At 67.5% G+C, this 19,872-nt stretch carries 20 protein-coding genes, 1 tRNA gene, 1 other RNA gene and 1 pseudogene; 9 read left to right on the plus strand and 14 right to left on the minus strand.

Going from position 1 to position 19,872, the window contains the following annotated elements:
• Positions 1-4 precede the first annotated feature (4 nt).
• Entirely contained in the window at positions 5-1,045 is a 1,041-nt protein-coding gene (locus tag AU192_RS15960) for a DEDDh family exonuclease (RefSeq protein WP_064397854.1), read from the minus strand.
• A gap of 83 nt (positions 1,046-1,128) precedes the next feature.
• On the opposite strand from AU192_RS15960, the gene AU192_RS15965 reads away from it, so the two are divergent.
• Positions 1,129-2,400 carry a Mur ligase family protein gene (locus AU192_RS15965; protein ID WP_064397856.1) on the plus strand — a complete coding sequence of 424 codons (1,272 nt, stop codon included), beginning with the start codon at positions 1,129-1,131 and terminating at the stop codon, positions 2,398-2,400.
• Entirely contained in the window at positions 2,393-3,109 is a 717-nt protein-coding gene (locus AU192_RS15970) for a type 1 glutamine amidotransferase (RefSeq protein WP_064397858.1), read from the plus strand. The genes AU192_RS15965 and AU192_RS15970 overlap by 8 nt, the downstream gene beginning before the upstream one ends.
• A gap of 105 nt (positions 3,110-3,214) precedes the next feature.
• Here the strand turns inward: AU192_RS15970 and AU192_RS15975 are convergent, their stop codons facing one another.
• Genes AU192_RS15975 through AU192_RS15985 form a run of 3 tightly spaced genes read right to left on the minus strand, consistent with a single transcriptional unit; the run spans position 3,215 to position 4,581 of the window.
• Positions 3,215-3,610 (minus strand): hypothetical protein, encoded by a 396-nt coding sequence (locus AU192_RS15975; protein ID WP_064397860.1) that lies wholly within the window; start codon positions 3,608-3,610, stop codon positions 3,215-3,217.
• A gap of 16 nt (positions 3,611-3,626) precedes the next feature.
• The gene (gene recR / locus AU192_RS15980; RefSeq protein WP_064397861.1) at positions 3,627-4,238 is read right to left on the minus strand and encodes a recombination mediator RecR; all 612 of its coding nucleotides are present in this window, start codon (positions 4,236-4,238) and stop codon (positions 3,627-3,629) included.
• 10 nt (positions 4,239-4,248) lie between these two features.
• Positions 4,249-4,581 carry a YbaB/EbfC family nucleoid-associated protein gene (locus AU192_RS15985; RefSeq protein ID WP_064397863.1) on the minus strand — a complete coding sequence of 111 codons (333 nt, stop codon included), beginning with the start codon at positions 4,579-4,581 and terminating at the stop codon, positions 4,249-4,251.
• Between the two features lie 111 nt (positions 4,582-4,692).
• Between AU192_RS15985 and AU192_RS15990 the strand changes: the two genes are divergently transcribed.
• Positions 4,693-5,466 (plus strand): Rv3717 family N-acetylmuramoyl-L-alanine amidase, encoded by a 774-nt coding sequence (locus AU192_RS15990; RefSeq protein ID WP_064397888.1) that lies wholly within the window; start codon positions 4,693-4,695, stop codon positions 5,464-5,466.
• A gap of 53 nt (positions 5,467-5,519) precedes the next feature.
• On the opposite strand, the gene AU192_RS15995 is transcribed toward AU192_RS15990, so the two are convergent.
• Entirely contained in the window at positions 5,520-5,957 is a 438-nt protein-coding gene (locus AU192_RS15995; protein ID WP_064397865.1) for an SRPBCC family protein, read from the minus strand.
• Positions 5,958-6,025: 68 nt separating this feature from the next.
• Between AU192_RS15995 and AU192_RS16000 the strand changes: the two genes are divergently transcribed.
• Positions 6,026-7,417 carry an FAD-binding oxidoreductase gene (locus AU192_RS16000; protein ID WP_064397866.1) on the plus strand — a complete coding sequence of 464 codons (1,392 nt, stop codon included), beginning with the start codon at positions 6,026-6,028 and terminating at the stop codon, positions 7,415-7,417.
• Positions 7,414-8,727: a class I SAM-dependent methyltransferase gene (locus AU192_RS16005; RefSeq protein WP_064397868.1), complete on the plus strand. Its 1,314-nt coding sequence runs from the start codon at positions 7,414-7,416 to the stop codon at positions 8,725-8,727. The genes AU192_RS16000 and AU192_RS16005 overlap by 4 nt, the downstream gene beginning before the upstream one ends.
• A 2-nt stretch (positions 8,728-8,729) precedes the next feature.
• Here the strand turns inward: AU192_RS16005 and AU192_RS16010 are convergent, their stop codons facing one another.
• The 3 genes from AU192_RS16010 to ffs form a co-directional block, all read right to left on the minus strand.
• The gene (locus tag AU192_RS16010) at positions 8,730-10,589 is read right to left on the minus strand and encodes a DNA polymerase III subunits gamma/tau (protein WP_064397890.1); all 1,860 of its coding nucleotides are present in this window, start codon (positions 10,587-10,589) and stop codon (positions 8,730-8,732) included.
• A gap of 311 nt (positions 10,590-10,900) precedes the next feature.
• A complete protein-coding gene (locus AU192_RS16015) occupies positions 10,901-12,178 on the minus strand; it encodes an aspartate aminotransferase type Ic (protein WP_064397870.1) in 1,278 nt (425 codons plus the stop codon).
• A gap of 25 nt (positions 12,179-12,203) precedes the next feature.
• Positions 12,204-12,298, minus strand: an RNA gene (gene ffs, locus AU192_RS25130) — signal recognition particle sRNA small type.
• Between the two features lie 68 nt (positions 12,299-12,366).
• Here ffs and AU192_RS16020 point away from each other — a divergent pair.
• The 3 genes from AU192_RS16020 (at position 12,367) to AU192_RS16030 (ending at position 14,347) form a co-directional block, all read left to right on the plus strand.
• Positions 12,367-12,452 (plus strand) — tRNA-Ser (locus AU192_RS16020).
• A gap of 85 nt (positions 12,453-12,537) precedes the next feature.
• Positions 12,538-13,302: a lipid uptake coordinator LucA gene (gene lucA, locus AU192_RS16025; protein ID WP_064397872.1), complete on the plus strand. Its 765-nt coding sequence runs from the start codon at positions 12,538-12,540 to the stop codon at positions 13,300-13,302.
• Positions 13,303-13,330: 28 nt separating this feature from the next.
• Complete coding sequence (locus AU192_RS16030; protein WP_064397873.1) at positions 13,331-14,347, plus strand: S1C family serine protease; 1,017 nt, start codon at positions 13,331-13,333, stop codon at positions 14,345-14,347.
• Here AU192_RS16030 and AU192_RS16035 read toward each other — a convergent pair.
• Positions 14,344-14,997, minus strand: a complete 654-nt coding sequence (locus AU192_RS16035) for a TetR/AcrR family transcriptional regulator C-terminal domain-containing protein (RefSeq protein WP_064397891.1) — start codon at positions 14,995-14,997, stop codon at positions 14,344-14,346. The two genes, AU192_RS16030 and AU192_RS16035, sit on opposite strands and share 4 nt — an antisense overlap.
• 88 nt (positions 14,998-15,085) lie before the next feature.
• On the opposite strand from AU192_RS16035, the gene AU192_RS16040 reads away from it, so the two are divergent.
• Positions 15,086-16,153 carry an NAD(P)H-dependent amine dehydrogenase family protein gene (locus tag AU192_RS16040; RefSeq protein ID WP_064397893.1) on the plus strand — a complete coding sequence of 356 codons (1,068 nt, stop codon included), beginning with the start codon at positions 15,086-15,088 and terminating at the stop codon, positions 16,151-16,153.
• A gap of 4 nt (positions 16,154-16,157) precedes the next feature.
• Here AU192_RS16040 and AU192_RS16045 read toward each other — a convergent pair whose 3' ends face one another.
• The 5 genes and pseudogenes from AU192_RS16045 to AU192_RS25815 all read right to left on the minus strand — a co-directional run.
• Positions 16,158-16,613 carry a hypothetical protein gene (locus tag AU192_RS16045; protein WP_064397874.1) on the minus strand — a complete coding sequence of 152 codons (456 nt, stop codon included), beginning with the start codon at positions 16,611-16,613 and terminating at the stop codon, positions 16,158-16,160.
• Positions 16,614-16,675: 62 nt separating this feature from the next.
• Positions 16,676-17,437 carry a superoxide dismutase family protein gene (locus AU192_RS16050; RefSeq protein WP_164674024.1) on the minus strand — a complete coding sequence of 254 codons (762 nt, stop codon included), beginning with the start codon at positions 17,435-17,437 and terminating at the stop codon, positions 16,676-16,678.
• Positions 17,438-17,479: 42 nt separating this feature from the next.
• Positions 17,480-18,529, minus strand: coding sequence for a non-homologous end-joining DNA ligase (gene ligD, locus AU192_RS16055; RefSeq protein ID WP_064397875.1), 1,050 nt, complete (start codon positions 18,527-18,529; stop codon positions 17,480-17,482).
• Position 18,530: 1 nt separating this feature from the next.
• Entirely contained in the window at positions 18,531-19,583 is a 1,053-nt protein-coding gene (locus AU192_RS16060; protein WP_064397877.1) for an ATP-dependent DNA ligase, read from the minus strand.
• A gap of 40 nt (positions 19,584-19,623) precedes the next feature.
• Positions 19,624-19,872, minus strand: a pseudogene (locus AU192_RS25815) (hypothetical protein); the annotation flags it as partial.

A 19,872-nucleotide genomic window follows, 5' to 3' on the forward strand; every position in this document is an offset into this window, starting at 1 on the left:
TCGGTTAGAACAGCGCGAACTGGTCGCCTGCGAGGGTGGTGTCGGAGAAGTCCTCGATCCCGGTACCGCCGACGACGCCGTCGATCGCGCGCATGAATTCGGCGTCGGAGGTCAGCGGGACACCCAACTCCCTGGCGTGGTAGCCCTTGCCCTGAGCGGGTTGGGCGTCGTTGCAAAGCACCAGCGAGGTCTCGGTGTCGACGGTCTCGGTGTAGGCCAGCCCGGCGTGCAGGATCCGTTCGATGAGCTCTTCGTGGGTGCGTTCGACCTCGGCCGACAGCGCGATCCGCATGCCCTGCACCAGCGGTCGCCCGGCGACGTACCGGCCCGGGTTGAGGTAGGGGCACGGGAGGCGGGATGCGACCGCCTTGAGCGGGCGCAGCTCGTCGTGGGTGACGACGCCGTTGGGCCAGCGCCTGCGGGATACCGGGTGCACCGGCAGCCAGACCTTGCGTTCCCGCGCCCGCACGAGCACCGGTTTGAGGATCTGGGCGAGCACCAGCGCGTCGTCGAGGGCGTCGTGCGGCCGGATCTGGCTGATCCCCCAGTGCGCGGCCAGCGTCTCGAGCCGCAGGTTCTCGGTGCCCAGGTCCAGCCTGCGCGCCAGCTCGACCGTGCACATCACGGTGTCGGTGGGCAGCTCGCGGTTGACCAACTCGGCCTCGGCGGCCAGGAACGAGTAGTCGAAGCCGACGTTGTGCGCCACCAGCGTGCGGCCGTCAAGCAGCTCGACGAGGTGGTCGACGATGTCGCCGAAGGTCGGCTGGCCCTCCAACATGTCGGCCGTCAGACCGTGTACGTGTGTCGGACCAGGATCGACACCGGGATTGAGCAGGCTGTACAGGCTCTGTTCGACGTTGCCGTCGTCGCCGAGGGCGAGCGCGGCGATGCTGACGATGCGGGCCTGCCCCGGTCGGAACCCGGAGGTCTCCACGTCGACGACCGCCCAACCCGATCCGGCGTGTTCCGCCGGCCGGCCCCAGCCCGGCCGATTCTCGGCGTCAGAGCCGCTCGGCCGGTGACCTCCGGCGTCCGTTAGGCCCACGTCGTCAGGATGACACGGTGGTGTGACAAAGCCGGGACCTCGCCGAATCGCCCGTCAGCGTGTCGGCTACTTAAACTGCCGGGGTGGTCACGACACGTGGACGGCTCGCCCTCGGGGCCGGCGCGGGCGCCCGCTGGGCGTCGCGGGTCACCGGGCGCGGTGCGGGCGCGATGATCGGCGGGCTGGTCGCGCTGGCGCTCGACAAGTCGCTGCTGCGCCAGCTCGGCGCGGGCCGTCGCACCGTGGTGGTCACCGGGACCAACGGCAAGTCGACGACCACCCGGATGATCGCCGCGGCGCTGCGCACCATCGCCCCCGCCGAGCCGGGAGGCCGGGGACACTCGAACGTCGCCACCAACGACACCGGCGCGAACATGGACGCCGGGCTGGTGGCCGCGCTGGCCGCCGCACGAGAGGCGCCCCTTGCCGCCCTCGAGGTCGACGAGATGCACGTCCCGCACGTCGCCGAGGCGGTCGACCCGAAGGTGATCGTGCTGCTGAACCTGTCCCGCGATCAGCTGGACCGCGTCGGCGAGATCAACCACATCGAGCGCACCCTGCGCGCCGGACTAACCCGTCACCCGTCGGCCGTCGTGGTCGCCAACTGTGACGACGTGCTGATGACCTCGGCCGCATACGACAGCCCCAACGTGGTGTGGGTCGCCGCCGGCGGAAGCTGGGCCAACGACTCGGTGAGCTGCCCGCGGTCCGGCGAGATCATCCTGCGCGACGGCGGTAAGAGCCGCGACTGGCGTTCCACTGGAACCGATTTCAAACGGCCCAGCCCGCATTGGTGGTTCGATGACACCAACATCTATGGGCCGGACGGGTTTTCGCTGCCGATGACGCTGTCGTTGCCCGGCTCCGTCAACCGCGGCAACGCCACACAGGCCGTGGCGGCGGCGGTCGCGATGGGCGCCGATCCGGCGGCTGCGGTGGCCGCGGTGTCGGAGGTCGACGAGGTCGCCGGGCGCTACCGCACCGTGCGTCTCGGCGAGCACACCGCCCGGGTGCTGTTGGCGAAGAACCCGGCGGGCTGGCAAGAAGCGCTGTCAATGGTCGACAAACACGGTGCGGGCGTGGTGATCTCGGTCAACGGCCAGGTGCCCGACGGCGAGGACCTGTCATGGCTGTGGGACGTCCGCTTTGAGCACTTCGAGGACACCCACGTGGTGGCCGCAGGCGAGCGGGGCACCGACCTCGCGGTGCGGCTGGGTTACGCGGGTGTCGAGCACACACTGGTGCACGACACCCTCGCGGCGATCGCGTCGTGCCCGCCCGGACACGTCGAGGTGATCGCCAACTACACCGCGTTCCTGCAGTTGAACCGGGCGTTGGAGCGTCGCGGTGGGTGAGTCGGCGGTGCGCATCGGGTTGGTACTGCCCGATGTGATGGGAACCTACGGTGACGGCGGCAACTCCGTCGTGTTGCGACAACGTCTGCGGCTGCGCGGGTTTGACGCCGAGACCGTCGAGATCACGCTGGACGACCCGGTGCCTTCGGAGCTGGACCTGTACACGCTCGGCGGCGCGGAGGACTATGCGCAGCGCCTGGCGACCAAGCACCTACTGCGGTATCCCGGATTGCAACAGGCGGCCGCGCGGGGTGCGCCGGTGCTGGCGATCTGCGCGGCCATCCAGGTGCTGGGGCACTGGTACGAGACTTCGTCGGGTGAACGCGTCGACGGTGTCGGCCTGCTCGATGTAACGACCTCACCGCAGGACACGCGCACGATCGGCGAAGTGGTGTCCGAACCCCTGCTCGCCGGTCTCTTCGAGCGGCTGACGGGCTTCGAAAACCACCGCGGCGGAACAGTTCTCGGTGCCGAGGCACGCCCGCTCGGCAAGGTCATCAAGGGGGCAGGGAACCGCGACGGTGACGGTTTCGACGGTGCGGTGCAGGGCAGCGTCGTCGCGACGTACATGCACGGCCCGTGCCTGGCCCGCAATCCGGAGCTGGCCGACCACCTGCTGAGCCGGGTGGTCGGTGAGCTGGCGCCCCTGAAGATCGACGAAGTCGAACAGCTTCGACGCGAACGACTCGCCGCACCCCGGCGAGTCTGAGCCCGTCGAGCCGCCCGCGGCCATCGACAACTTTCCGCGAAATGGCGTTCCAGCAGCGAAAGTGCGAGAAGAGGCCTGCTGGAATGCAATTTCGCGGCTCGGAAGTTACAGCCCGAGGTCGCGCAGGAACTCGGGCTTGTACGCCTCGAGGATCACGTAGCCCGGATCCGGGGGCGGTACCTCCGGCGCATCGTCGGGCACCTCCTGCCCGCTGACCGGGTCCACCCACTCCTGGCTCGCGGAGTCCCACCGGCTCAGGGTGTACTGCGCGTCCACGCCGTCGTCGGACACCAATGCGCGCACCGTGCGCTCGGCCTCCTGCGCGTCGGCCAAGGTCGTGGTGTACAGCTGGATGCGATCGCCGTCGCGGGTGACGGTGACCCGCGATCCGAGCCGCTCGCGCGCATTGTCGTCTAGATCCAGGGTTCGCAACTTGTCCCAGAACGAGAGCCGGTGCTCGGCGCCGAGCTCCACCTCGACCTTGAATTCGTCGTCCGGCATGAACTTCCTTCCTCGGCTATGCCATCGCGCGTCGGCCGGCCAGCGCGCGGCCGAGCGTCAGCTCATCGGCGAACTCCAGGTCACCGCCCATCGGCAGACCGGACGCGATCCGCGTCACCGTCAGCCCCGGGATGTCGCGCAGCATGCGCACGAGATACGTCGCCGTCGCCTCACCCTCGGTGTTGGGGTCGGTCGCGATGATCACCTCGGTGACGTCCACCCCGTCGACGCGCTCACCGATCCTGTTGAGCAGCTCGCGGATTCGCAGCTGTTCGGGCCCCACCCCGGAGAGCGGATCCAGGGCGCCGCCCAGCACGTGATAGCGCCCGCGGAACTCGCGGGTGCGCTCGACGGCCTGCACGTCTTTCGGCTCCTCGACCACGCAGACCAAGGATGCATCGCGCCGGGAATCGCTGCAGATGCGACAGCGGTCGTCGTCGGAGACGTTGCCGCACACCGCACAGAATTTCACCCCGTCGCGCACCTTGTTCAGCACGGCGGTCAACCGGTCGATGTCGGGCGGCTCCACCGACAGCAGGTGAAAGGCGATCCGCTGAGCGCTCTTCGGCCCGATGCCGGGCAGCTTGCCGAGCTCGTCGATCAGATCCTGGACGGGTCCTTCAAACATGGAGGAACAATTACATTCCCGGGATACCGAGGTTGCCCGTCCCGCCCGCGAGCGGCCCGAGCCGGTCGTGGGCGAGGATGGTGACCTGCTTGGAGGCATCGGAGATGGCGCCGACCACGAGATCCTGCAGCGTCTCGATGTCTTCGGGATCCACGACCTTCGGATCGATCGACACGGCGATCACCTCGCCGCTGCCCCTCATCGTGACCTGCACCAGGCCGCCGCCGGCCTGACCGTGCACCTCGGCGTTGGCCAGCGCCTCCTGCGCCTCCATCAGCTGCTGCTGGACCTGCTGGGCCTGCGCGAGCAGCGCGGACATATCGGGTTGGCCTTGCGGTTGCATGAGTGGTCCCCTTGCGTCTTAGTTGCGGTCCGGTCTCGACTTGGTTTCTGTCCTCGGCTCGCGGCCGTTTGAGCTTTCAGCGTAGTCGTCGGTGCGGTTACGGTGACGGCCGTGCCTGCCCGCCTGCGTGTCGGCGCCACCGGAGCATTGCGCGGCTGCGCCGCGGTGGCGACCGGATTACTCGTCGCCGCATCGACGCTCGTCAGCCCCGCCTTCGAGGCCGAGGCCGCGCCCGCCAACATCGCGGGCAAGATCGTGTTCCTCGACCCTGGTCACAACGGCGCCAACGACGCCTCGATCAGCAAGCAGGTGCCGACCGGCCGCGGCGGCACCAAGGACTGCCAGGCCAGCGGCACGTCCACCGAGGACGGCTACGCCGAGCACACGTTCGCGTGGGAGACCACGCTGCGGGTCCGCCAGGCCCTGCACGCGCTGGGTGTGCGTACCGCCATGTCGCGCGGCGACGACACCGGGCTGGGTCCGTGCGTCGACGAACGCGCCGCGCTGGCGAACTCGATCAAGCCGAACGCGATCGTGAGCATCCATGCCGACGGCGGCCCGCCGACCGGACGCGGATTCCATGTCCTGTACTCGTCCCCGCCGCTCAACGATGCGCAGGCGGGGCCGTCTCCCCGGTTCGCGGGCATCATGCGCGACCAGTTGCAGGCGTCCGGCTTCGTGCCGTCGACCTACATCGGCTCCAATGGCCTCAACCCGCGATCGGACATCGCGGGCCTGAACCTCGCCCAGTACCCGTCGATCCTGGTCGAGCTGGGCAACATGAAGAACCCGGTCGACTCGGCGCTGATGAAGACGCCGGAGGGGCGGCAGAAGTACGCCGACGCCGTCGTGCGCGGCATCGCGGGCTTCCTGGGCTCCAGTTAGTCGCCTAACGGGTTGATCGCACGCACCACGTGCGTGGAATCAACCTCTTAAGGTCATCCCTCGAGCTGCTTCTTCAGGTTCTCCAACACCTCGGACTGGATCTTGCGCAGCCCCAGCGGCGCGAACGTCTTCTCGAAGAAGCCGCCGATCCCGCCCGCGCCCTGCCATGACGTCTTGACGGTCACCGAGGATCCGGAACCCGCCGGCGCGACGGTCCAGTTGGTGATCATCGAGGAGTTGGCGTCCTTCTCGATGACCGTGTGGCCGGCCACGTCGACCTCGGCCTTGACGTCGCGCACCCGCGATTTGGTCGCCTGCAGCTTCCAGCTGGCCACCGTGCCCGCGCCCTGTCCGCCCTCGAGCACCTTGTAGTCGCTGTACTGCGGCGACAGGATCCTCGGACGCACGTTCGCGTAGTCCGCAACCGCCGAGAGCACCGCCTCCGGCGCCGCGTCGATCAAGACGGTGCTCGATGCGCTGACCTGTCCCATCGGTGCACGCTCCTTGGTAGAAGTTCCATGCGGTCGCATCGCCTGCGACCGCGGACTAGCGTATATCCGTGTCTGTTGCCCGAACCGACGCACGGGCTGTTCATGCCGCGGGCGTGCGGCGGCTGCTTAATAGCTACCGTGCAATTCCGCCCGATGCCACCGTTCGCCTGGCCAAACCCACGTCGAACCTGTTCCGTGCGCGGGCCAAGACCACCGCGAAGGGTCTGGACGTCTCGGGGTTGACCGGTGTCATCGCGGTGGACCCCGACGCGCGCACCGCCGATGTGGCCGGTATGTGCACGTACGAAGATCTTGTCGCCGCGACGCTGCCATACGGCTTGTCGCCGTTGGTCGTACCGCAGCTGAAGACGATCACGCTCGGTGGAGCGGTCACCGGGCTCGGTATCGAGTCCACGTCGTTCCGCAACGGCCTGCCACACGAGTCGGTGTTGGAGATGGACATCCTCACCGGCACCGGCGATGTCGTCACCGCGTCGCCGAACCAGAACACCGACCTGTACCGGGCGTTTCCCAATTCCTATGGCACATTGGGCTATTCGGTTCGGTTGAAGATCGAGCTGGAAGCCGTTCAGCCGTTCGTCACGCTGCGCCACCTGCGGTTCAACACCATCGAGGACCTGGTCGCCACGATGGAACGCATCGTCGAGACCTGCGGCTATGACGGCACTCCCGTCGACTATCTCGACGGGGTGGTGTTCTCCGCCGACGAGGCCTACCTGACACTCGGATTCAAGACCACCACACCCGGGCCCGTCAGCGACTACACCGGTCAGCAGATCTACTACCGCTCGATACAGCACGACGGCGCCGAGAAGCACGACCGGTTGACGGTCCACGACTACCTGTGGCGCTGGGACACCGACTGGTTCTGGTGCTCACGGGCGTTCGGCGTCCAGGATCCGCGGATCCGTCGGTGGTGGCCGCGACGGTATCGACGCAGCAGCTTCTACTGGAAGCTGATCGCGCTCGACCAGCGGTTCGACATCGCCGACCGGATCGAGCAGCGCAACGGGCGACCGCCGCGCGAACGCGTCGTACAAGATGTCGAGGTGCCGATCGGACGGGTCGCGGAGTTCCTGCACTGGTTCCTCGACAACGTGCCGATCGAGCCGATCTGGCTGTGCCCGTTGCGACTTCGCGATGACACCGGATCAGACGGCGCGTGGCCGCTGTATCCGCTTCGGCCGAACCACACCTACGTCAACGTCGGGTTCTGGTCGTCGGTGCCGGTCGGCCCCAGTGAAGGCCATACCAACAGGTTGATCGAAAACAAGGTCGGCGAACTCGATGGTCACAAATCGTTGTACTCGGATTCGTATTACAGCCGCGAAGAGTTCGACGATCTGTACGGCGGTGAAACCTACAAGATCGTGAAGAAGGCATACGATCCAGATTCACGGCTGCTCGATCTTTATGCGAAGGCGGTGCAGAGACGATGACGACTTTCAAGGAACACGCGGCACAGGCGCCGGCCGGAAAGCTCACGCTGGCCGAGATTCTGGAAGTCTTCGCGGGTGGAAACCTGCCGCTGCGCTTCAGCGCCTACGACGGAAGCACGGCCGGACCCGAGGACGCTCCGCTCGGCCTGGAGTTGCTTACACCGCGTGGTACGACGTATCTGGCCACTGCGCCCGGGGATCTGGGACTGGCCCGGGCTTACGTGTCCGGCGATCTGGCCACGCACGGTGTGCATCCCGGCGATCCCTACGAGTTGCTCAGGGCGCTCGCCGACAAGATGGACTTCAGACGTCCGCCGGCACGGGTGCTCGCCCAGATCGTGCGCTCCATCGGCATCGAGCATCTCAAGCCGATCGCGCCGCCGCCGCAGGAGGCGCTGCCGCGCTGGCGTCGGATCGCAGAAGGTCTGCGCCACAGCAAGACTCGTGATGCCGAGGCGATCCATCACCACTACGACGTCTCCAACACGTTCTACGAGTGGGTGCTCGGCCCGTCGATGACCTACACGTGCGCGTGCTATCCGCACAGCGGGTCGACGCTGGAAGAGGCGCAGGAGAACAAGTACCGGTTGGTGTTCGAGAAACTGCGCCTGCGGCCGGGGGATCGCCTGCTCGACGTGGGCTGCGGGTGGGGCGGCATGGTGCGCTACGCCGCGCGGCACGGCGTCAAGGCGCTCGGGGTCACGCTGTCGAAGGAGCAGGCGTCCTGGGCACGAGAGGCGATCGCTCGCGACGGGCTCGAGGATCTGGCCGAGGTGCGCCACGGTGACTACCGCGATGTTCGTGAGTCCGATTTCGATGCGGTGTCCTCGATCGGGTTGACCGAGCACATCGGCGTGCACAACTATCCCGCTTACTTCGAGTTCCTCCAGTCGAAGATGCGTCACGGCGCGCTGCTGCTCAACCACTGCATCACCCGACCGGACAACCGAACCGGCTCCACCGCAGGCGGCTTCATCGACCGCTACGTCTTTCCCGACGGCGAGCTCACCGGTTCCGGACGCATCATCACCGAAGCGCAGGACGTCGGCATGGAGGTGGTCCACGAGGAGAACCTGCGTCACCACTACGCGCTGACGCTGCGCGACTGGTGCCGCAATCTGGTGGAGCACTGGGACGAGGCCGTGGCCGAGGTCGGGCTGGCGACGGCCAAGGTGTGGGGTCTGTACATGGCCGGCTCGCGTCTGGGCTTCGAAACGAATGTCGTTCAGCTGCACCAGGTCCTGGCGGTCAAGCTGGATCGCGACGGCTACGACGGCGGGCTGCCGCTGCGGCCGTGGTGGACGCCCTAGCTTCAGCCGTCGATACGCCGCGCGCCCAACTCGTTCTGCAGTAGCTCGAGCGCGGCTTCCTCCGGGTCGCGGCGCGGCGTGTCCGAGGTGTCGCTGCCGGCCTCGGCCAGCATGGCTTCCTCGTCGTCGTCGCTGCGGGGCGGCGGGCCGCCCGGGACCGGTTCCGTCGGCGGTGGCGCGGCGGCCGAACCCGCCTCGCAGCGGATCTTCCAGTTCACCCCGAGGGCGTCCTTCAGTGCTTCGCGGATGACGTCGGCGTTGCGCTGTTCGGTCAACCGCTTGGCCAGCGGCGCCGAGTCGTGGCTGAGCACCAGCGTGTCGCCATCGACCGCGCGGACGATCGCACCCGACAGCATCACCTCGGTGGTGCGGCTGCGCTCGCGCACCTTGTCCCGCACCGTCGACCACATGCTGCGCACGGCGGCGGCGTTCGGCTCACCGGTCACCGCGGCAGGCGGCGGCGCCTCCACCACCGGATCGGACGGCGGCCGCACCGGCGGCGGCGACGGCGGTTTGCTCTCGGCAGCCGGCGCTGTCGGCGGAGGTTCAGGTTTGGGTTCTGGCTTGGGTTCGGGTTTGGGTTCGGGCCGCGGCTCGCTGCGCGGCGGCGGCGAATCGGCGGACTGCGCATCGGCCTGACTCCTGCGGGCGTACTGCCGCGGCGGGCCACCGGCCGGAGCCGACTGGCCCTCCCCGGCCGGTATCGACATGTCCAACCGGGTCTCGATGCGCTCGATCCGTTGCAGCAGCGCCGATTCCGTGTCACTGGCCGATGGGAGCAGCAGCCGCGCGCACACCACCTCCAACAGCAGCCGGGGCGCGGTGGCGCCGCGCATCTCACCGAGTCCGGCGTGCACCACTTCGGCGTAGCGGGTCAGCGTCGCGGTGCCGATGCGGGTGGCCTGCTCGCGCATCCGGTCGAGCACGTCCTCCGGTCCGTCGACGACTCCACGCGCCGCGGCGTCCGGTACCGACTGCAGGATGATCAGATCGCGGAACCGCTCCAACAGGTCGGTCGCGAACCTGCGCGGGTCGTGACCGGCGTCGATCACCGCCTCGACGACTCCGAAAAGTGCCGCGCCGTCGCCGGCGGCCAGCGCGTCGATCGCGTCGTCGATGAGCGCGACGTCCGTCGCACCCAGCAGTGCCAGCGCGCGCGTGTAATTGACGTGATTGCCCTCGGCACCGGCGAGCAACTGGTCGAGCACCGACAGGGTGTCGCGGGGTGACCCGCCGCCGGCGCGGATCACCAGCGGGTACACCGCGTCGTCGACGGTGACGTTCTCCTGCTCGCAGATGCCTTCCAGCAGCGTGCGCATGGTGCGCGGGGCCAGCAGCCGGAACGGGTAATGGTGTGTGCGCGAGCGGATGGTCGGCAGCACCTTCTCCGGCTCGGTGGTCGCGAACACGAAGATCAGATGTTCGGGCGGTTCCTCGACGATCTTCAGCAGCGCGTTGAAGCCCGCCGTGGTGACCATGTGCGCTTCGTCGACGATGAAGATCCGGTACCGCGACTGCGCGGGGGCGTAGAACGCGCGATCACGCAACTCACGGGTGTCGTCCACGCCGCCGTGGCTGGCGGCGTCGAGTTCGACGACGTCGACGCTGCCGGGCCCGTTCGGTGCGAGGGCCACGCACGAATCGCACACTCCGCACGGGGTGGCCGTCGGGCCCTGTTCACAGTTCAGCGACCGCGCCAGGATGCGCGCCGAGGAGGTCTTGCCGCACCCGCGCGGACCGGAGAACAGGTACGCGTGGTTGATCCGGCCCGACGTCAGTGCTGTCGACAGCGGCTCGGTGACATGTTCCTGGCCGACGACTTCGGCGAAGGTCGCGGGCCGGTACTTGCGGTAGAGCGCCACGATCAGCAGGCTACCGGCGTGGTGTGACGGTTCGACGGGCCACCACTGTGTCGCTGAATTGTGCATCTGACGACGGTGTGGACGCTCTCAGCGTCGTCAGGTTCACAAACGGTGGCGACCCTGTGGATGACTCGCGACCGCAGCCGTGATCCGTCGGTCCCCGCATGCACCGTACGAGCATGACCGAGCTGCCACCTATGTGGCCAGGGTCGAAAGCGCGTTGCGCTCGCGTGGGTGTCGGTTGTGAATCTGACGACGCTTTTTGGCGAATTTCGTCGCCGGATGCACAAACGGGCCCCGGAGACCGACCCTCAGTCCTTCAGCAACGACTCGGTCGCCGAGAGCAGCGCGCAGGTGGCCAGCCCGTCGATCGCGGCCCGCAGCTCGGGCTCCGGCGGCATCGTCGGCGCGATGCGGATGTTCTTGTCTTCCGGGTCTTTTCGATACGGGAACGTGGCGCCCGCCTCCGTCACCGCGATGCCCGCATCCTTGGCGAGCGCCACGGTGCGCTTGGCCGTGCCCGGCAGGACGTCGAGGCTGATGAAGTACCCGCCCTTGGGTTCGGTCCACGACGCGATCTTCGAATCGCCGAAGCGCTCGGACAGGATCTCCAACACCGCGGCGAACTTCGGGGCCAGCAGCTCCCGGTGACGCTGCATCTGCAGGCGCACCCCGTCGGCGTCGCGGAAGAATCGCAGATGGCGCAGCTGGTTGACCTTGTCCGGCCCGATCGACTTCTTGCCTGCGTGCTGCAGGTACCAGGTGATGTTGCCAAGCGAGGCGCCCAGGAAGCTGACCCCGGCGCCCGCGAAGGTGATCTTCGACGTCGACGCGAACACCAGCGGGCGGTTCCCGTTGCCTGCGGCCTCAGCCAGCCCGAGCACGTCGACGTTGCGGACGAAGTCGTGGGTCAAGGTGTGCACCGCGTAGGCGTTGTCCCACATCAAGCGGAAATCGTTTGCCGCCGTACGCATCTGGACCAGCCGACGCACTGTCTCCCAGGAGAAGGTGACCCCGGTGGGGTTCGAGTACACCGGCACGCACCACATTCCCTTGATGGCGGGATCGGCTGCGACGAGTTCCTCGATGAGGTCGACGTCGGGTCCGTCCTCGAGCATCGGCACGGTGATCATCTCGATGCCAAGGCTTTCCGTGATCGCGAAGTGCCGGTCGTAGCCGGGCGCCGGGCACAGAAACTTGAGGACGGGTTCCTGGGCCCACGGCCGCGCCGAGTCCGGGCCGCCGTGCAGCATCGAGAACACGACGACGTCGTGCATCAACTCGAGGCTGGCGTTGTTACCGGCGATCAGGTTCTGCACCGGGATGCCGAGCAGCTCGCCGAAGATCGCGCGCAGTTCGGGCAGCCCGTGCACACCCCCGTAGTTGCGCACGTCGGTGCCGTCGCCGTCGCGGAAGTCGTCGGAACCAGGCAGCTCGAGCAGCTTGTTGGACAGGTCCAGCTGCGCCGCGGAAGGCTTACCCCGGGTCAGGTCGAGTTTGAGCCCCTTGGCCTGCAGTTCGGCGTAGTTGCGCTTCTGCTGCTCGTGTTCTGCGGCGAGTTCCTCCCGGCCGAGCGACAGAAATGACACCGAACGCCTTTCGACTGAAGTGCGGGAAAGGGGACCCCGCGCACCCGCCAGAGCCCATTGACCCTTGCTGCCTTCCGGCCCTGGGGGAGTTCACAGGATGGACGCCGCGCGGGGTCCACGGCGAGTCTAATACCCGAGCCGGTCGCATCCGGATCGGCTCTGGTCTGAGGTCGGCTACCATGGCCCGCGGAGGATTCGCCTAGTGGCCTATGGCGCTCGCCTGGAACGCGGGTTGGGTTAATAGCCCTCGCGGGTTCAAATCCCGCATCCTCCGCACTCGGCCCGGGGTGCGGCGTGTCGGCGGTTTCGACGGTCAGGCCCGGTCGCACCCCGGGGCCAAACAATCGTCTAGGAGGAGAATGAGCCGCACTGTCGCGGTGACCTGGCACGCGTTGTTCAGCGTCGTAGCCGGTGTTCTGTACTTCTTCTTCGTCCTGCCGCGCTGGTATGAGCTCTCCGGTGAGATTCCGCAGACTTTCGGCACCGTGATGCGCATCGTGTGCGGCGCATTGATCGGGCTCGCCGCGCTGCCGGTGGTGTTCACCCTGCTGCGGACTCGACGGCCGGAATTCGGCACACCCCAGATGGCGCTGAGACTGCGGACCGTGTCGATCGTGCTGCATGTGCTGGCCGGTGTGCTGATCATCGGCGCGGCCGTCAGCGAGATCTGGCTGTCGCTCGACGCCGCGGGTCGCTGGCTGTTCGGCATCTACGGCGCCGCCGCAGCGATCGCGCTGCTCGGCGTTTTCGCGTTCTACCTCGCCTCGGTCGCCGAGATGCCGCCCCCGCCGCCGAAACCGCTGAAGGTCAAGGAGCCGAAGCAGCGCCGCGGTCGCCGCAAGGGCGCGAAAGCCCAGCAAGAGACCGAGGAAGAGACCCAGGACCAGGCCGAAGACCGGCCGGAAGACAACGCCGAGGTGGCTGACGAGTCCCCCGAGAAGGACGACGCTGAGGACGCCGAGGCCACCGAAGACACCGCAGTCGAGGCGAACGCCGACGAATCCGAGTCCGCTGCCGAGGAATCTGCGGCCGAATCCGACGACGGCAAACTGCGCAATCGCAGACCCGAACCCGCACGTCGCCGCCGTCGGCGCTTGCGCGGGGGCGTCGCGCTAGACGATTAGTCGTCTCGGCATCGGGCAATATGGGCCTATGGGCAAAATCCCCCTCCGGCGTCCATTCACGACGCTGCTGATCGCATTGGCCATGGCGTTGGCCGTGGTGGCGCCGGTGTTTCCGGCTGCGGCCGCCCCCGGTGACCCCGTCGCGGCTGCTGCTCAGGTCGAACCGTCCGTGGTCCGGATCGACACCGAGATCGACTATCAGGGCGCATACGGAAACGGCGCCGGATTCGTGATCGATCCCAACGGCCTGGTCCTGACCAACTTCCACGTCGTGTCCGGCGCGGACCGGATCACCGCGAGCGTCGGAGGCCGGTCCTACCCGGCTGAGCTACTCGGCTACAACCGCAAGCGTGACATCGCGGTGTTGCAGCTGATCGGCGGGATGGGCCTGCCGGTCGCCCCGATCGGTGATTCCGCGCTCCTGGCGGCCGGTGAGCCCGTCGTCGCGCTCGGCAACGCCAACGGGACGAACGGACCGCTGACCCGCGAGGTCGGCACGATCACCGCATTCGGCCGGACCGTGAACGCCGAGGACTCGCTCACGGGCAGCAAGGACGAACTCGCGGGTCTCTTCGAGTTCGCCGCACCGGTCGTCGCGGGCGACTCGGGCGGTCCGGTGGTCAACGGCGCAGGTCAGGTCGTCGGCATCACCACCGCGGCTTCGGTGAACTTCCGGTTCGGTCCGGGCGGCGAGGGCTTCGCGATCCCGATCAACGACGCGTTGCCGATCGCCAACCAGATCCGGTCCCGCACGCCGTCCGCCGACGTGCACATCGGCCCGCCGGTACTGCTTGGGGTCGGGGTGCGCTCGGCGCAACGCGGCCCGGGCGTGCAGATCGCCGATGTGCTGCGCGGCGGGCCTGCCGACCGGGCCGGACTCGCCCCCGGCGACGTGCTCGTCGTGCTCGACGGTGTCCCGTTGGATTCGGCGACGACGCTGACCTACGTGCTGGATCGCCACTATCCCGGCGACGTGGTCGACATGACGTGGGTCGATCGCGGCGGACTGGAACGGACCGCCAAGGCCACCCTGACGCCCCTCTAGCCGAGGAGTCGTTCCAGGCCGGCGATGAGCACCTCGAGCTCGAAGTCGAACTGGTGCTCGGCGTCGTGGCGCTGGGATTCGGCCGAGGCGAGCACTGCGCGCAGCGCCGGATAGGTGTCTTCCGGCTCCCACTCCAGGGCCGCCGACGTCTCGGCACGGTACCGGTGCATCCCCGAGGGCGTCTGCGCCGCGCTGCTGTGGGCCGCCGACTGCGCGATGTTCGACGCCGCGGTCAACCCGTACCGGGCGGTGTCGGGTGCAAAACCGGCGGTGAGCAAGGCGTCGAGCACCCGGTCGGCGAGCGCCAACGCCGCGGCCGCGCCGATACCCCGTAGCCGGGTGAAGTCCGTCGCCGCGCCGACCTGCGTGAGCCCGTTGCGAAACGCGACGGTGTAGGCGCGTAGGACCGCCCGCCAGTCGTCGCCGTCGGGCAACTCGACGCTGGTGAGTTCGCGCTCGAACAAGTCCGCGATCACCAGCGTCAGTAGACCTTCGCGGTCGCCGACGTAGTAGTGCAGGGCCTTGCGGCTGACCCCGAGCGCATCGGCGACCGCCTGCATCGTCAGGTCCGCGCTCGCCACCTCCCTGGCCGCCGCGACGATCTGGTCGCGGCTGATCCGGGGCGGGCGACCCCTCGTTCGGCCGCTCATCATCGTCAGACTAAGGCCTCGCGAGGCAATTTTTCACCGCGCGGTAAAAACCGCCTCGCAAAGCGTCGGACTTTCCTATGCTGTGCGGGTGCCAAACACCCCCTATCGCGTCGTGCAGTGGACCACCGGCAATGTCGGCAAGAGCTCGGTCCAGGCGATCGCCACGAACCCGAACTACGAACTCGTCGGCCTCTATGCGTGGTCGCAGGACAAGGCCGGCCAGGATGCCGGAGAACTCGCCGGCATCGCGCCCCTCGGCGTGAAGGCCACCAACGACGTCGACGCCCTGCTCGCCTTGAAGCCCGACGTCGTGGTCTACAACCCGATGTGGATCGACGTCGACGAACTGGTCCGCATCCTCGAAGCCGGCGTCAACGTCGTGTCGTCGGCATCCTTCATCACCGGACATAACCTCGGTGCCGACCGCGACAGGCTCGAAGAGGCGTGCAAGCGCGGCGGTTCGACACTCTTCGGGTCCGGGATCAGCCCCGGCTTCGCGGAACTGCTCGCCATCGTGGCCGCAACGGGCTGCGACCGGGTCGACAAGATCACCATCGCCGAATCCGCCGACACCACGCTCTATGACTCCCCCGACACCGAGCGGCCCGTCGGGTTCGGCACCGCGATCGACGATCCGAACCTGCAGCCGATGGCCTCAAAGGGCACCGCGGTGTTCGCCGAGGCGGTCCGCCTGGTCGCCGACTCGATCGGTGTGGAGCTCGACGAGATCAAGTGCGTCCCCCAATATGCCCAGACCACCGAGGATCTCGTGATGGCGTCATGGACCATCCCGGCCGGGCATGTGGCGGGCGTGTACGCCAGTTGGCAGGGGATCGTCGACGGCAAGACGGTGGTCGACATCAACGTCCGGTGGAAGAAGGGCACCACGCTCGACCCGGACTGGCAGATGGACGCCGAGGGGTGGAAGATCACGATCGACGGCCGGCCGACGGTCACCATGCAGGTCGGTTTCCTGCCCCCGCAGGACATGATCGAGAACGCCAAGTCAATCGAGGACTTCTTCGTGCTCGGCCACATCATGACCGCCATGCCCCCGATCCATGCGATCCCGGCGGTGGTGGCGGCACCTCCCGGCATCGCCACCTACAACGATCTGCCGCTGCCGCAGGCGCGCGGCGTCGGGCCACGGCGGTAACGGCTCAGCCGTCCACCTGCAGGACGTTCGCCTTGAGTTGGGCCGACGGCGGACCTTCCAGGACGACGTCCTGCAGGATCTGCGCCTGGCCGTTCTCCACGGTGAACTCGCCCTTCTGCGGTGCGTTACCGCCGACCACCTCGTAGAAGACGGTGAACGGAGTCTTCGGAAGAGGATGCATGCCAATGTATTTCGGATCGATCGAATACTTGTAGAAGCACCCGGGCGCTCCGGGTGCGCAGTGCTGGTCGGTGACGACGACGTTGATCGTGAACTCGAACGGCGTCGGGACCTTGGGCGGTGGAGCCTGTGTCGCACGCTGCGCTGAGGCAGCTTGTGTCTGCTTGGCCTCCTTGACCGACCCGAGGACCATCACCGCTGCCACGCCGACACCACTGCCCACGAGGGCGAACAGTGCCAGGCCCGCCAGCCATCTACGAACGGTCGTCGAAACGCGCATGCGAACAGCAGACCCGGTTCAGAGTCCGAGCGGCGGTATTTCGGCGTGCCGAGCGAGTCGTGTCAGCCCCCCGGCGGCGGAGCCACCGTGGTGGTTGTCGGTGAGGGGGTCTCGGTCACGGTGACGGTGTTCGTCTCGGTCGGCGGCGTCGTGGTGGCCGGAGACTCGACCGGCGGCGTGGTCGTAACCGGTGCTTCCGTGGTGGTCGTCGCCGGCGGTGGAGGCGCAACCGCGGTCGTGGTGACGACGGTCGTCTGCGTCTCGACGGAGGTGGTACCCGCGGTTCCCGGGCTGAGAACACCGCACGCGATCCGCCGCTCGGCAGCGGCCGGGTCCTCCATGACTGCGCTCTCGTGCAGCACGATCGAGGACCCCTGCGGGGTCGTGAGCTGCTCCTCGGTGAACGCGTCACTCGTCGCGACCAGCTTGCCCGCGCCGTTGGACCGCACCAGCAGGGGCGGCAGATCGCCACTGGCGGGCATGCCCGTGTGGCCGGGCGCCTGGAAGTGCTCGCCCGCGGAGGCGAAGCCGTCGCCGGCCTCGCAGACGCCGATCTGATGGATGTGCATGCTGTGGAAGCCCGGCGACAGGATGCCGTCCTCGACGGTTTCGACGGTCACCGTGGCGTACCCGTCGGAGAAGTCGATGGTGGCATCGGCGACGTGTCTGCCGTCAACCGTGTTGATCTGAGTGGTCAACCCCTGGGCGCTGGCCGAGTCCGTCGTCGTGGTGGTCGTGGTGGTGGCTGCATCGTCGGACGCTTGATTGGAACAGCCGACCGCAACCGCGAGGACACCCAAAGCAACACTGACTTGTTTGATCATGAACACCACGTACCCGTGTGACGCGCCACACAAACCGCGCAGTCAGCTATTGACCGGATTGCCGTCTTCGTCCCAGTTGGCTGCGACTTTTTTGCTCGGCTGTACGCGCGGCGGTTCCCCCGGCATCTTCGGATAGCTCGGCGGGTACGGCAGGTCGCCCAGCCCGCGCTTCTCGTCGGCCTCGACCATGTCCAGGAGCTTCTTGATCGACTGCGGCTTGCGATCGATGTCGGCCCACGGATCCGGCCGTCCCGCAACGAAATCAGGTACAGACGAGATCGTGTAGTCGTCGGGGTCGGCGGTGCGAAGCTCGTCCCAGGTCAACGGAGTGGACACGGTGGCGATGGGGGTCTTGCGCGCCGAGTACGGCGAAGCGAAGGTGCGGTCTCGCGCGTTCTGGTTGTAGTCGATGAAGATGCGCTTACCTCGCTCCTCCTTCCACCACGAGGTGGTCACGGCATCGGGCGCCCGGCGTTCGACCTCACGGGCCAGGGCGATGCCCGCACGACGCACGTCGATGAAATCCCAGTCGGTCTTGATCCGCAGGAAGACGTGCACGCCGCGTCCGCCCGAGGTCTTCGGGAAGCCGATCAGGCCGAGTTCGTCGAGCAGGGGTTTGAGCACGTCGACCGCGACGCTGCTCGCGTCGGCGAAACCCGTTCCCGGCTGCGGGTCCAGGTCGATGCGCAGTTCGTCGGGATGCTCGGTGTCCGGGCACCTCACCTGCCACGGGTGCAGGGTGATCGAGCCCATCTGGGCCGCCCATGCGATCGCCGACGCGTGGGTGACCTTCAGCGCGTCGGCGGTGCGACCGGATGGAAAAGTGACTGTGCAGGTTTCGAGGTAGTCGGGATGCTTCTGCGGTACCCGCTTCTGGTAGATCTCCTCACCGTCGATGCCGTCGGGAAACCGTTGCAGGTGCACCGGCCGGTCGCGCAGCAGCGCCACCATCGGTTCGGCGACCGACAGGTAGTAGTCGAAGAGTTTGCCCTTCGTGCCGTTGCGGCCCAGCTTCGGGAAGTACACCTTGTCGCGGTTGGTCAGCCGCACCTTCGTGCCGTCGACGTCGACTTCCTCTGCGGCTTTGGGCATCTCAGGACTCCAGTACGTCGTACAGATCGTAGGTGAGCGGAACGTCGAGCTGGTCGAAGGTGCAGCTCTTCGGGTCGCGGTCGGGCCTCCAGCGCCGGAACTTCACCGCGTGCCGGAAGCGTTGGGCGGCACCGCCGTTTCCCTCCATCTGGTCATAGGCGACCTCGCAGACCTTCTCCGGCCGGATGGGGACCCAGCGCTTGTCGGCGGCCGAGTTCCAGCGGCTGGGGTCGCCTTCGCGCATCTCGTCGCCCTCACGAAGTGGCTCCAGCTCGGCCAACAGCTTGATTCGGTCCTTGGCCGTGAAAGCCGCTGCGCCACCGACCATCTGCAGTTCTCCGTCGTCGCGGTACAGGCCGAGCAGGATGGAGCCGATACCCTCGCCGCTCTTGTGGATGCGATAACCCATCGCCACACAATCGGCGTCACGAGCGTGTTTGACCTTCACCATCTCCCGCTTGCCCGGTAGATACGGGCCGTCGAGTCGTTTGGCGATCACACCGTCGAGGCCGGCGCCCTCGAAATCCTCGAGCCACTGCGCTCCGAGTTCGGGATCTTCGGTGGTGCGGGTGACGTGACACCACTGCTTCTCGTTCACCGCGACCAGGAGTGCTTCGCGGCGAACCCGGAAGGGTTGCTGCATCAGCGAGTCATCACCGGCGGCCAGCGCGTCGAAGCCGATGAAGTGGGCGGGCGTCTGCTCCGACAGCATCTTGATGCGGCTGGCGGCGGGGTGGATGCGCTGGCTCAGCGACTCCCAGTCGAGGCGGGTACGGCCACCGAACTCGCGGGGGACGACGATTTCGCCGTCCAGCACACACCGCGGTGCCAGCTCGTCACGGACGGCCTCGACGACGTCGGGGAAATACCGGCCGAGGTCCTTACCGCTACGGGAGAGCAAGACGACCTTGTCACCGTCGCGGAAGACCAGGGCACGGAAACCGTCCCACTTCGGCTCGTACGACCACACCCCGGCTTCGGGCGGGACCTTCGCCTGGGCCTTGGCAAGCATCGGCTCCAACGGCGGCAGCACGGGGAGGTCCACCTGGCCCATTATTGCGTCCACATCAGACCGATGAGACGTCATCGCCGGGTCAGCCGTTGCTACTGACGCCGTCTCCCACGGCATCGCCACCGTCCACCTCGTCCTCGCTGTCGGGACAGTCTGCGCTGTCGTCGTCGCTGTCCTCGCTGTCGGGGCAGTCTGCGCTGTGGTCGTCGCTGTCGGGACACTCTCCGCTGTCTTCGGGGGCTCCCTGGTCGTCTTCGTCGTCTCCGTCGTCGGGGATGAGGTAGCGGTTGGGGTGGTGGTAGTTGTTGATGCGGGCTTGGCCGGTGTCGAG

The sequence above is a fragment of the Mycobacterium lehmannii genome (assembly GCF_001499925.1).
Taxonomy (GTDB): Bacteria; Actinomycetota; Actinomycetes; order Mycobacteriales; family Mycobacteriaceae; genus Mycobacterium; species Mycobacterium lehmannii.